The organism is Burkholderia sp. lig30 (genome assembly GCF_000687455.2).
Taxonomy (GTDB): Bacteria; Pseudomonadota; Gammaproteobacteria; order Burkholderiales; family Burkholderiaceae; genus Burkholderia.
The window spans coordinates 1-13416 of sequence record NZ_JGVW01000066.1 but is presented as its reverse complement, the minus strand read 5'-3'; the positions used below and the strand labels follow the sequence as shown (position 1 = coordinate 13416).

At 61.3% G+C, this 13416-nt stretch carries 9 protein-coding genes; 8 read left to right on the top strand and 1 reads right to left on the bottom strand.

The features are described 5' to 3' along the window. The first annotated feature begins 127 nt into the window (after window positions 1-127). The 8 genes from LIG30_RS08950 (at window position 128) to LIG30_RS26980 (ending at window position 12359) form a co-directional block, all read left to right on the top strand. Complete coding sequence (locus LIG30_RS08950) at window positions 128-1039, top strand: LysR family transcriptional regulator (RefSeq protein ID WP_038711421.1); 912 nt, start codon at window positions 128-130, stop codon at window positions 1037-1039. Between the two features lie 170 nt (window positions 1040-1209). Next, window positions 1210-1845: a YbhB/YbcL family Raf kinase inhibitor-like protein gene (locus LIG30_RS08945; RefSeq protein ID WP_038711419.1), complete on the top strand. Its 636-nt coding sequence runs from the start codon at window positions 1210-1212 to the stop codon at window positions 1843-1845. A gap of 1200 nt (window positions 1846-3045) precedes the next feature. After that, window positions 3046-3603 (top strand): YbhB/YbcL family Raf kinase inhibitor-like protein, encoded by a 558-nt coding sequence (locus tag LIG30_RS08940; protein ID WP_083493962.1) that lies wholly within the window; start codon window positions 3046-3048, stop codon window positions 3601-3603. 420 nt (window positions 3604-4023) lie between these two features. Further along, window positions 4024-8325, top strand: coding sequence for an AMP-binding protein (locus LIG30_RS08935; RefSeq protein WP_083493968.1), 4302 nt, complete (start codon window positions 4024-4026; stop codon window positions 8323-8325). An 87-nt stretch (window positions 8326-8412) separates the two neighbouring features. Next, on the top strand, window positions 8413-9216 hold the full coding sequence (locus LIG30_RS08930; protein WP_038711416.1) for a helix-turn-helix transcriptional regulator: 804 nt from the start codon (window positions 8413-8415) through the stop codon (window positions 9214-9216). Between the two features lie 373 nt (window positions 9217-9589). Continuing rightward, window positions 9590-10003, top strand: coding sequence for a DoxX family protein (locus LIG30_RS08925; protein ID WP_038711415.1), 414 nt, complete (start codon window positions 9590-9592; stop codon window positions 10001-10003). 212 nt (window positions 10004-10215) lie between these two features. Then, on the top strand, window positions 10216-12099 hold the full coding sequence (locus tag LIG30_RS08920; RefSeq protein WP_038711480.1) for a DUF3857 domain-containing transglutaminase family protein: 1884 nt from the start codon (window positions 10216-10218) through the stop codon (window positions 12097-12099). 92 nt (window positions 12100-12191) lie between these two features. Next, window positions 12192-12359: a hypothetical protein gene (locus LIG30_RS26980; protein ID WP_200929657.1), complete on the top strand. Its 168-nt coding sequence runs from the start codon at window positions 12192-12194 to the stop codon at window positions 12357-12359. A 39-nt stretch (window positions 12360-12398) separates the two neighbouring features. Here LIG30_RS26980 and ctlX read toward each other — a convergent pair whose 3' ends face one another. Beyond that, complete coding sequence (gene ctlX, locus LIG30_RS08915) at window positions 12399-13343, bottom strand: citrulline utilization hydrolase CtlX (RefSeq protein ID WP_038711413.1); 945 nt, start codon at window positions 13341-13343, stop codon at window positions 12399-12401. Window positions 13344-13416: the final 73 nt, after the last annotated feature.

The following is a 13416-nucleotide window of genomic DNA, read 5'->3' as shown; positions in this document are numbered from 1 at the left end:
TGGTTTCCCTGTGGACTGCCGGTGCGCCGGAATGGGCGCCGGCCGATCAATGACGTCAGCTTATGTCAATCGGTTTGACAAATAAATAAAGGAACGGATAATCAGTGTCACGTTTTGGTGGACAATCATGGAACTCGACGATCTCCGCATGTTCGTGGCGACGGTGGATGCGGGCAGCTTCACCGCAGCAGCAGATCAACTCATGCTGTCGAAGCAATTCGTCAGCCGACGCACGATGGCGCTCGAAGCGTCGCTCGGCGTGCGGCTGCTTCACCGCAATACGCGCAAGCTCGCCGTGACGGAATCGGGGGTCGATTTCTATGCCCGCGCGCAGCGCATTCTCGCGGAGGTCGCCGACGCGGAGCAGGCGATGTCGGTCAGGCGCACCGAATTGCACGGGTCGCTGAGGATCAGCGCGCCGATGTCGTTCGGCGTGACCCATCTGTCGCCATTGATCGCGCGGTTCCTCGCCGCGCACCCCGCCGTCCGGCTCAATGTCGACCTGACCGACCGGCGCGTCGACCTGATCGGCGAGGGGTTCGACGTCGCGCTGCGCATCGGCCCGCTGGAAGATTCGTCGCTCGTCGCGCGCAGCCTCGGCGAGTGGCCGATGGTGGTGTGTTGCAGTCCGGCGTACCGGCGCGACCGGGGCGTGCCGGCGACGCCGTCTGATCTGCTCGCGCACGTGTGTTTGCCGTATGGGCGGGAAGGGCGCGCCGGCTGGGAATTCCGGGTCGACGGCGGGCGCCGCACGATCGACGTGCAAGGCCCGCTTCTCGCGAACAACGGCGAAATCGTGCGCGATGCCGCGATCGCCGGGCTGGGCATCGCGCTGCTGCCGCAGTTCATCGTCGGGCCGGCGCTCGCCAGCGGCGCGCTCGTGCCGGTTCTCGAAGACTACGCGCCGCCGCCGTTGCGGCTGAACGCCGTGTTTCCGCAGCATCGCGAGGCGTTCGTCACGTTGCGGACCTTCATCAATTTTCTGGCGGAGCAACTGGGGCAGGAGGCGGCGCCCGCGAGCGGGCGCCGCGCAAAGTAACAGGCGATCTCGCCGGGTTTCTCGACCCCCCTTCATTCACGATTGAGCGAATTCGAAGAAACATTGATCGAATCAAGACAATTTCAGGTGATTTTGCTTTCTAAAATTGCGAAGAAGGATGCGTACGATCCTCCTTAGCCATCTTTCAATGCAAACCTGGAAAATTCGCCATGCAAGTGAGCAGCAATAGTTTTCAAGACGGCCATGAAATCCCGGGCGAATTCGCGTTCGCCGTGCCCGACGCGCACTCGCATATCGCCCTGTCGTCGAATCGGAACCCACATCTCGCATGGAGCGGCGTACCCGAAGGCACTCGATCTTTCGTCGTGGTCTGTCACGACCCGGACGTGCCGAGCCGCGGTGACGACGTGAACCAGGAAGGCCGGGAAGTTTCCGCGACACTGCCGCGCGTCGACTTCTTCCACTGGCTGCTGCTCGACATTCCGGCCGCGGTCACGGAAATCCAAGCTGGCCAACACTCAAGCGGCGTAACGCCGCGCGGCAAGCCTGGCCCTGTTGCGCCGAACGGATTGCGTCATGGCATCAACGACTACACCGGGTGGTTCTCCGGCGACGAACAGATGAAGGGGGATTACTACGGCTACGACGGTCCTTGCCCCCCGTGGAACGACACTGTGGCACATCGTTACGTTTTCACGGTTTATGCGCTGGCCACGCCCACGCTTTCCGTCGAAGGCCCGCTGACCGGCGCGAACGTGCTCGCTGCCCTGGCTTCGACCCCGGTGTTGGCTCAAACCAGTCTGACAGGGCTCTACAGCTTGAATCCCGACGTTTCGCTCGCTTAATGCGGTCATTTGGCATGATCCGGTCATTGCGCTGCATCGCCGTGCAATGACCGGATCTCAAGATTTTGAGATTGGCGTCCATCCGAATGGACGCAGTCACGCGCTGGCATGCCGCAATCAATCAGGTATGCATATTTATTTCTCTTGGCGCGACAGGGCATTTGTGCGGACGCGGCCCAGGTATCTCCTCCACTGTCGCCGCTTCAATAATCCACTGAAACAAGCTGTGCCGGTTCGACGTGATGCCGGACTGGATCGAGGAAGGCGAGCGCGACATGAGGCATTGCCGATCCGATCCGGGAACTGATCGAGGCGGGACTATGGTTCGGCTGTCGAATAGTCTTGGACGTCCTTGAGGACATGCATGGCCACCGGACAACGGCCAACCGGCTCGGGAAGCCCGGTTTTCCGGCAATCTGACGCTCCCGTCCGGCTTGAGGCAGCGCTTGGGCGAACAGGGACGCCGCGGGCCGGCCAGGCCGGAAGGTGGGGGCTCGTCGGCGGCCCGTGCGATCCACATGCCCGTTTTCATATAAAAGTTGACTGTTTTTCGACTAATAAGTTCTGCATAAAATTCCTATGATTCGCAGCGGTGTTGTTGCATGAGTCCCGCCGCTGCACGGCGGGCTGACGCTTACGCGAAACCATCGGGACAGTGAGCTGCAAGCAATGCGGGGGCGTTGATTCCCGAATTTTGCCGGGAAGATACGCAGGGACACGGCCGCTTGGCTGAAGCTTGTGGACACCGTCGGCGGCGATGGCGCGTACGACGCGAGCCGCGCCATGCGGCCGTTGTCCGGCGTGGTGTGCGGTTGTCGATTCCGTCGCGCGAGGGGGCGATATCCCGGGCCGACACCACGCCCGGCGCGGCATGGCGCGACTGGTCTTCGACGCCATTGCCCGGAGCGGTCGACGCGGATGGAAAAAGACCGACGGCCGCTACCGGCGCGCGCCGCTTGAGCGCTTGACGTGCCAGCTCGCGTGCCCACCGGACATTGCCCGCGGGCACGCAAGGACGGCTCCCCGGTGACCGAAGCAGGAATCCACACGGGCGCGCTCAACCGCACGGCCGTGATTGCCCGCCCGCATTTTATCCGTATCGCCTGAGTCTCCCCTCATGGGAGCGCTCGTGTCTTCAAATTCGATTTATGCAGCAACGCCATAGGTGGAATTTCACTTTCTCAAACAGCGAGGATTAGCATGCACAGGAAACTTTTGAAACTTGCCTTGCCGGTATCGGTATTCCTTTCCGGATCTGTTTTTGCTGAAACGTTTCAATTGACCAGCACCGATATATCGAATGGAAAGTACATGGTCAAGGCTCAGGAATTCGAAGGCTTTGGCTGTAGCGGCGGCAACCTGTCTCCGCAACTTTCGTGGACTGGCGCCCCCAAAGGTACGGAAGCGTTTGCGGTGTTTGCATACGATCCCGACGCGCCTACCGGAAGTGGCTGGTGGCATTGGCAGATCATCAATATCCCCAAGGAGGTCACTACGTTGGCCGCGGGTGCGGGCGATCCCGGCAAGAATCTGGCTCCGGCGGGAAGCGTCAGCACCCGGAACGATTACGGCGTAGTCGGGTTTGGCGGCGCTTGTCCGCCTCCGGGGCATGGCGCCCATCGTTACCAGTTCACCGTATATGCGCTCTCGAAGAAGCTGGAGCTGCCCAAGAATGCCTCGGGAGCCCTGGCTGGCTATATGGTGCGAGCCAATTCGATCGGTTCAAGCACTATCGAGGCTCTCTATAAGAAGGATTGAGGGATTCATTTATATGGAGCCGTCAATCGTTTCGTATTTGCTTGCTTGCGTGGATAAGTACATGCCGGGGAGAGCAACAAGTTAACGTAACCGGCCCATTCTTCATTGGCTGGAGGGTGGGCTGCCCGCGGCGATGTTAATCATGATCCGGTGGTTTTCTGATATCGAAAATGCTGCGGATGAGTGTCGGCGCGGCGGATGGCTCAATAAATAAAATGAAAATGTCGGGTCGCGCAAGTGTGTTGAATCAAAAATCGCTCAAAACGATATAAGAAAAGCAGGGTGACTGCACGTCTGCTGTCTGCGGCGGCGAGTAATAGAGGCACGGTATTTTATCATGTGGGCGGGCATCTGACGGGATGCCCGCCCGCTATTCCATGCCAATTTGTCAATATAAAAAGCATATTTAAAGGAATGGAAATGAGCACGCCAGCAGGGCGAATTGTGCCGAAGCCAAAATTATTGGCGCTTCACGGAAGAGGAAGCAATGGCGATGTCACAAGACTTCAGATAAACAATCTAGGATTGTCGGAGTCTGATTACGAGATACGCTACGTCGACGGGCCGATTACGTCCAGCCGGCCGGGGCCGGGCGTGGAGGAGCTGGAGGGGTTGGTCTCCGGCCCCTGGTATTCCTGGCTGCCGGAAAATCTGAGCGAGAGCGCGTCGGGAAACGAAAAAATCCTGGCGGATGCCATTTGTGCGGCGGTGGAGCACGTGCTGTCCGTTCTGGAATCGGAAGGTCCGTTCGACGGAATCTATGGATTCAGTCAAGGGGGTGTCATTGCCGGCCTTGTCAACAATCTCTTGCAGGATGATTCGCTGTTGTCTCTTTTGAAGAGCAGATCGAATCGACTGATTTCGCCACTCATTCAAGAGGGGTTGCCGTTTCGCGCCGTCGTCATCGCCTGTGCAGGATCGGCTATCCCGTTGCCGGAGCTTCGTTCGAGAGCCGGGCTGGGAGAGGCGCCGTCGGTCACGTCGTTGCAATCCCGCATCATTCATCTGATCGGCATCGAAGACGAATATAAGTCATGGTCGGAGTCGCTTGCCGCCACGCTGAATTCGCCATCGACGGATGTTTTTTATCTGAGCGGCGCTCATGAAATAAACCGGCAGCGACATGACGGCGAAGTCTGCGAAGCGGTGCGGCAATGCCTTAACGGGGATTCGGATAGCGGCAGCGCGCCAGGCTCCAGGCACGGCGAATGGGAGTGGAAGAAATCGAGCAGCCGGAGCCACCGGGCTGTTGCAAGGCATCTTCAGATCAGTGCGGTAAACGTGGAAACCGACGGGCTGCCGGAGACGATTGTCGAGATGCTTGCGGCCCAGCCTGCCGATGCACCGCTGTTTCGCCACGCCAGGGAGGAGAATGCAAATGCATGCGCGACCTATGGTCAGGTGCTGGCCTTCTCTCGACCGGGTGGCGACGGCGATCTGCGGAGACTCGGCGTGCGGGCCGGCGAGGTCGTCGCATATGTCGCTCCGCCTGGAGGGAATGCAACCGCAGCCGTGGCGTTCATATCCATTGCGTCCCAGACTTGCGCCGCCCCGTTCAATGCCGGCATGAGCGAAGCCGATACGCTTCTTGCGCTCGAACAGTTCGATGTCCGGCACATGATACTGTTCGAGGAGGTTGCCGCTCCGGGAGTCCGGTCGGCGTTTGAGATCCATTCGAAGAACGGCCGGGCCCGGATTCATTTCGCCAGCAGTTCAGCGGAAACCGCTCCGGGCCTGTATCGATACAAGGATTCCGTCGAGGGATTTGAAACGTCTCCGGTTCTTTTCAATCCGCGCGCTTCGCCCTGTTTGTTGCTTCGCACTTCCGGCAGCACCTCGACACCGAAAGTGGTTCCGCTGCGTCAACGCGATTTGGTCTGGAATGCTGCGATCCTGGCTGACGGCATCGGGATCAATGCCAGCGACGTAACGTACAGCATCATGCCCCTGGACCATATAGGGGGAATCAGCGCATCGATTCTGTGCAGCGTGGCCGTGGGCGCATCGATCACGTGCGATGGCCTGTACAACCCGCAAGGGATGGTGGAGGCGCTGAGCCGATCGAATCCCAAGCCGACCTGGTATTCCGCCGTTCCGACCATTCACAACGCTACGGCACGATATCTTCGCGATAACGCGGAAACCTATCTGAGTCAGAGCGGCACTTGGCCATCTCACCATCTCCGCGTCATCCGCTCGGGGGCCGCCGAACTCAAGGAAGTGGACCGCCAGCTACTCGAGACCACGTACGGATGTGAAGTCGTCACCACGTACGGCATGTCGGAGCAAATGCCGATTTCGCAGCCTCCCAGGAGCGAAACGGGGTGGCTGCAACAGCCTGGGTCGGTTGGCGTACCGGTGACGGCTTCCATGGCGGTGGTCGATTCCGCGACATTGCGCCCGCTGCCCTTCGGCGTCGTCGGCGAGGTCGCCCTATCCGGCCCGACGGTGTTCTCCGGATATCTGAATAATCAGGCAGCCAATCGTCAATCGCGTTTTCTGTTGAAGTCCCATGAGGATGGATCGATTCGCCGCTGGTTCTTGACCGGCGACCTGGGCGAAATGAATCATGACGGGACGCTTTCCTTGCGAGGAAGAATAAAGGAGATGATCAAGAGGGGCGGGGAGCAGATTTCTCCGTTCGAAATAGAAAACATCCTGGCTCGGCACCCGTGGGTCGGCACCCCGGTGTGCTTTCCCGTGCCCTCCGACGTTTATGGGGAAGAGGTGGGTTGCGCGCTGGTCCTTAAATCATCCGCCACGTTGCGTGTCACCGACCAGGATGCGACGAAAGAAGTGCGGGAATTTCTGCGCAAAGAGGGATTGGCTCCCCACAAGCTTCCGGCTTTCATAAAGCTTGTCCAGGACGAGGATCTGCCCAAGACGTCAAGTCGGAAGTACATCAGAAACGGGCTTGCGGAGGTTCTCGGCATGGGGGCGTCTGCGTCGAAAAAAACGCCGCCCCCTGCTGTCGCATCAGGCGCTAAAGCGGCGTCGGTCGAAACGGGCGTTGACGGAAAACCGAACGTCGATTGGTCCGCTATCGCCGGACTTCGATTTCTTCTGGCCTGCTATGTGATGTTCATGCACATCGGCTCAGATCAGTCCTGGGGAGCCTTCGCGAACCTGCGGCAATTTCCGTGGCACGTACATGCTTTCTTTGTCGTGGCGGGATTCTCGCTGACGGTTTTCATGCCGTCCCTGATCACGCGAAAGGCATCCTTTGTCTGGGCCAGAATCTCGACGATATATCCACTGTATGCATTCGCGGTATTCCTGGCGCTGATCAATCTTGTGCCGAACTGCCAGCCGTCGACGTTTTCTTCCGTATTCCATTGGAATTCGCAGTCAGGTGATGTTGGCCGACTGTTTTGTGAAGGCACGCCGATTTTCCAGGGTTCGTGGATGGCCAACCTGGTGTCGACGTTGGCGATATATCTGACAGGGTTGTCGGCTACGCCACTTTGGAGCGCTTCATGGTTCCTGGGATTCTATCTCTGGTTCATTTCCATGTATTTCCAGTGCCTGGTGGTGTTTCCGTTTCTGTACAACGCTCTGCTCAAGAGTCGGGGCAATACGAAGCGGCTGATTCTGCTGACGGCAGGCGGGTTGGGGGTCAACGTCCTGATATTGCTCGGATTCTGGTACGGATACGCAGCGGATGCGACGGGCTATGGCTTCTTTGATCGTCTGACCGGCGAGAAAATCGTCCCGACCGCCGAGCAGGCAGCGATGGCAGACAAGGACAATGCCGTCATGCTGGGCTTCTACCTGTTCGCGCCATTCTGGATGGTGTACTTCGCGGCGGGCATGTGCGCCGCATTTCTGTACGATGCGATTCGTCCTTCCGAACAACGTCGAGCCTACATCTGGGGTTACATTGCCGACGCCATTACGGTGCTCATCATCGTGGTGAGTGTTGCGCATGTCGCGCAAGGGTATATTCCTCATGGGCCGTCGCTGGATAAAGCTTCTCTCGAAACGTTTTTCCTGCGTCCCGAGGCGGCCGACAATTTCGCCGATCCCGGGATAGTCAACCGAATTTGGGATGAGGTCAATTCGAGGTTGTTCGCTCCGTTCACTTTGCTTTGGGTGTTTGCGTTGAGCACCGGGCAAGGGATGACGGCAAGGATCCTGCGGCTTAATCCTGTTTCGCAAGTGCTGGCGCCAACCGCCTACGCGTGCTTCCTGTTTCATCAGATGGTCGGTCAGTGGTACTATGCGATCACAAGGAACGGCGAATGGTGGAACTGGTGGAGTCATAGAAAGGACTTCTACTGGTTCAGCCCGCAGCCGGTTCCGGTGGAATGGTACGAGTATTTCTATGTCGTCGGCCTGGTCGTGCTCTTCGGGAAGCTCGTGCAGCCTGCCGATGGGGTGATAAGAAGGTGGTTCGGCCTTGCGTTGAGTTCATTGAGAAAGGTCGGCGCGACGTCGCATCCGGAGAAAGATACGATGTCCATCGTGCTTCGGATCGTGCAGCGGACTACCGGCATGGAGGCGAAGCCGGAGTGGAGTCTTGAGGAGTGTGGCCTTGCATCGCTGGGCATCGTGCAGTTCGCGAGCGCGCTTCAGGCCGAGTGTTCTACGTCCAGCCGAAAGGTTTCGCTTTCCGTGGCGGACATCATGTCGGCCCGCTCCATTCGCGAGGTTGCCGACATCGTGGACGCAGCCAGGAACGGGGAATTCGAGCCGCAGGGGCGAGTTCTTCAAGCCACCTAGTGTAACGGCGGCATGAACCTCGTGCGCCTTTCCGCTTTTTCGTGGAAAGGCGCACGGTCATTTTTCAATTAAATCCGGCCTCGAAAAATGCAGGATCTCGTGTCTCTAGCCAAGAAGATGTTGCATGACGAGAAGGCGCTGCCATTCTCGGTGTACTCGTCGTTCAAGGAGCAAAGGATCCTGAATGCTCCTGTTTCGAAGCCGCTGCTGATTTTCGTGCTCGCCGGCATCAAACAGCTGGGCGAGGCGGATGAAATAAGATGCCCGGCTGGAAACTTCCTGTTCCTGCCCAATGCTTCCGACATAGACATGAGGAATATTCCGGGCGATGAGTACCTGGCGATTCTGGTCGACTTCGATTACGGAAACTTCAATAAATTCCGGAGCGGGAAAAGAGGCAGAAGGCGATATTTTCAGGGGGAAATCGATTTCACGCTGAAAAAGACCCTGATGCAATTCATCGAGTGGTCGAGTTTTGCGCCTCGCGAATTGTGGGACTTCAGGAAGGAAGAGCTTCTCCAGCTTCTATATCTTTCGGGATACGAGGATGTGGGTTCTATTTCGGCTCCCCCGGGGCTTGGTCACCAGATTCATGAAATCGTCAGTAAGAACATTCAAGGTGACTGGAATGTCGAGCGGCTTGCGGTACAAATGGCCGTAAGTGAGTCGACGCTCCGCAGGCGATTGAAAAAGGAGGGAGCGAGCATCAAGTCGATCATTGACAGGGTAAGGTTGGGGCATGGTCTCCATCTGGTGCAGACAACCATGGAGCCGATAGGCCGCATTGCCGAATGCTGCGGATACAACTCTCAATCTCTTTTTACCATTAAATTCAGGCATCTTTTCGGCATCACGCCGACGAAACTCAGGAAGATTCGGCTTCCTGATTAAGATTCGCGAGCGCAAGCCATCGCCGAAGCGGGCGCAGATGATGGCGGCGGCGAGCTCGAACAGCGCAAAAAAATGAACGGTCGCGATGCCCATGCCCCGATAGACTTTTGATCGTCAACCAAAACGTGACAACCAATCTCGTTTTGTGCCGTTGATCAATCTGTATGTGTCAGTAGACTACCGATATTGCTTCGCGAGATTCGATCCGCCGGATTCGGCAAGCATCGCGGCATCGGGTCGAACGGCGTGCAGACAGGTTTGCTGACTATCTGAACGTCGCGCGATGGGTGTTTTCGTTTGGCTCGGCGCAGGGGCATGTCGCACATCGTTGCCTGAGCGCGCCGGATAACCGTTCATTTATTGGGTGAGTGCTATGAGATACGTTTCGCTGGAATCGCAGAAGGACGGCATGCTGCTGTCTGCTCGTGTGCTGATGATGGTGCTGTTCGTGTTGTTTGGCTGGCAGAAGCTCGCCGGCTTCTCGGGTACGGTTGCGTATATGGCGTCGACGGGGGCGCCCATTCCGGCGCTGTCGGCGGTGATTGCCGTGGCGGTCGAGCTGGCTGGCGGCTTGCTGATCCTCGCAGGCTTCTACACTCGCCCGCTCGCGCTGATCTTCGCCGTCTATACGGTCGCCACCGCGCTGATCGGCCACCGTTACTGGGCGTTGCACGGGATGGATCAGTACATGGCGATGATCAACTTCTACAAGAACGTCAGTATCGCCGGCGGCATGCTGCTGCTGGCGGTGACGGGGCCGGGCAAGTATTCGATCGACAGGCGCTGAGCCGGTCTCCGGCCGCGATGGAATGCGACGCCGCGCCAACAGGCGCTGCGTCGCGCATTCTCCCCGCGCATTGCGCCGCTTCGCGAGCACTCCGGCCCTGAATTCGTGCCACAAACGGCATGCAGCGGACGCCACGCAATAGGCGTAGTCTGATCGCCAGTGCGGCGCGGTGCCGCCACTCCATTGGCATGCCTGCCGCGAGGTTCGACGCGATGCGCTCTTTCGTCCGGTTGCTTGGCTTCGCGTGCGTCTGCCTGTCGGTGTGCCGCGCAAGTGCGACGCCGGACGCGCCGGACGCGGACGACACGTCGCCCGCCTCGATCGAAAGCGACGTCCACGTGTTCGTGATCCAGCGCGACGGCATGCTCGACGAGCACGACGAATCGACGCTGCGCGCAAACACCGCGAGCGGCATCGACGCGGTCGCGCAACGCTATGTGTGGTTCGACAAGGACATCGAGAAGGTCGAACTGCTGGCGGCCGAGACGATCGATCGCGACGGCGTCGCGCACCCGGTCGGGCCGGAAGCGATCCGCGACGTGCAGGAGCCGCGCTCCGCGGGCGCGCCGACGTTTCAGGACGGCGTGCTCCGCACGGTGGTGTTCCCGGGCGTCGAGGCGGGATCGCGCACGCGCATCGCGTTCCGCAAGGCACGCATCCGGCCGCTCAATCCCGGCTATTTCGCGTACTACGTCGAACCGTCGCGCGAGCCGGTCGACAGCCAGCGCCTGATCTTCGACTTGCCTACCGACATGCCGCTTTATGCGGATGCGCGCGGCTACGTCGCGCGCGAGCCGGTCACGGAGAACGGCCGCACCCGCTATGAGTTCGACTACCGCCACGGCCCCTATCAGCGCATCGAGAACGGCGCGGTTGGCTATGCGACCTACGGCGACCGGCTGATGGTCACGACCGTCCCGGATTTCGCGTCGTTCGCCGCACGCTACCGCGCGTCGGCGGTCGACCCCGGCGCGACCGACCCCGCAATCGTGCAGCTCGCGCAGGCGCTGACTGCGAACGCGCCGCAGCCGCGCGACAAGGCGCGCGCGCTCTACGACTGGGTGCAGGCGAACGTGCGCTACGTCGCGCTGTTTCTCGGCGAAACGGCGGCCGCGCCTCATCGTGTCACGGACATCCTGCGCAACCGCTACGGCGACTGCAAGGATCACGTGGCGCTGTTCGGCGCGTTGCTCGCGGCGGCGGGGATTCGCAGCGAACCGGTGCTGCTCAACCTCGGTTCCGTCTATACGCTGCCCGCGGTGCCCGGCTACGGGGTCAGCGCGATCAACCACGCGATCACCTGGATGCCCGATCTCGATCTGTATGCCGACACCACGACGGCGGGCATCGCATTCGGCGACCTGCCGCCGATCGTGATGGACCGGCCGGCGCTGCGGGTGGACGAGGGCGTGCTTGCCCGCACGCCGCCCGTGCAGGCGCGCGAACGCGTCGCGCATCTGCAGATCGACGCCGCGCAGACCGGCGCCGCGCGCTTTCAGTCCTATGTCGAGGATGCCGGCTGGACTGCCGAGCTGGAGCGCAACCTGTTCCGGCGTGCGCCGCGCGAACGCGCGCAGCAGATCGTCGCCGACCGCTTGCGGCAAAGCGGCCTGCGCGGCGTCGCGCGGTGGGAGAGCAGCGACCGCGACGCGACGGGCGGGCCGTTTTCCGTCACGATGACGGGCACGCTCGATCACTTCGTATGGCCGGACGGGACGACCGCGCTGCCCGCGCTGTCGAGCCTCGCGGGCGGCATCGCCACGCAGGTGCAGGGCTGGCTCGCGGAGCCGGCGCGCACGCAGCCGTGGGTGTGCATCGGCGGCGCGTTTCGCGAGACCGCACAGATCGCGTTGCCGGACACCGCCGTCGTCACCGATATGCCGGCCGACGCGTCGGCGCGCGATCGCTTCTTCGATTTCGCGTCGCGCTATGTTTACGATTCCGCCGCGCACGTCGTGCAGATCACGCGGCGGCTGGACGCGCGCTTCGACCGGCAGGTCTGCACGCCGGAGGATTTCGACGCGATGCGCGCGGCGCTCGCGCGAATCGAGCGCGACACGCAAGCGCAGATCGTCGTACGAATGAAGGGGCCGTGACGGCGGCGGGCCTTGCCGGATCGGCAGGGGCGGCGGCCGCCGGAGCGGAGCGGATGAATCGTCGCGGTGAAACGAACCGCAGGAGGCACATCATGACCGAGCGAGACAACGACATTGCCGATCTGGCCAAGGAGCTGCTGTGCAGTATGGTGCAAGGCATGCTGGCAACCGGCGCGAGCGTCGACCCGGCGCGCAGCGCGGCGCTGGCGGTGCAGTGCGCGACGGCGCTGATCGACGCGCTGGCCGAACAGGCCGGCTGACCCGGCCAGCGGTGCGCGCGCCACACGGCCCGCGGTGCGTCAGCCCTGGCGCCGCGCGAGGTGGATGCCGGCGAGCATGCAGCGCACCGAGCCGCCCGCCATCTCGATCGTCGGCACGTCGAGCGGCACGAGGCGCGCCGAGCGCTCGATCCGCTTGCGCTGGTGCGGCGTGAGGCAGTCGAACGCGCGCCGCGACAGCGCCAGTACCCGGCCGTCGCGCGCCGACAGCTCGAGCGCATTGCCGGCGAAGTTCGCGATCTGCGCGCGATCGAGCGCGATCACCGCGCGGCCGGTTTCGGCCAGGCGGCGATGGACCTCGTCCCGCCGCCGCGGATCGGCGATCAGGTCGAGGCCGATCAGCGCGAATTCGGTCGCGACGCTCATCATCACGTTGGTGTGATAGATCGGCCTGCCGTCTGCGTCGGCCGTGTCGAAGCACACCGGCTCGAAGTTGAAGTGCGTGCAGAACCGCTCGAGCGCGACCGGATCGGCGCGGCGCGAGCGCGCCGCATACGCGATTCGCGCGACGTGGTCGAGCACCATCGCGCCGGTGCCTTCGAGGAACACGTCGTCGTATTCGAGGCCGGAATAGTCGATCACGTCCTGCACGCGGTATTCGCGCTTGAGCATCTCGATCACGTCGCCGCGCCGCTCGCGGCGGCGGTTCGGGCTGTACATCGGATAGAGCGCGACGTGGCCGCCCGGATGCGTCGAGAACCAGTTGTTCGGGAACACCGCGTCGGGCGTGCCGCGCTCGCCGAGGTCGTCGAACACGTGCACGCGCACGCCGGTCTCCGACAGCGTCTGCGCCGCGGCGGTGACTTCGTCGCGGGCCGCGTCCGACAACGCGTGCGCGTCGTGCGCGCCGCATGCCGCGGCGTCGCGTTGAAACGCATTGTCGGCGGCGGTTTGCGGGTTGGGGAGAAAGCGGTGCGGCCGGATCATCACGACGGCGGCGGGCGCCTGAATCGATACGAGGTTCATCGCGAGCAAGGAGACGAAGGGCAACGGGGGCCGAGGCGGCGGGACGCCGCATCGGCACGGCACGGCACGGCAC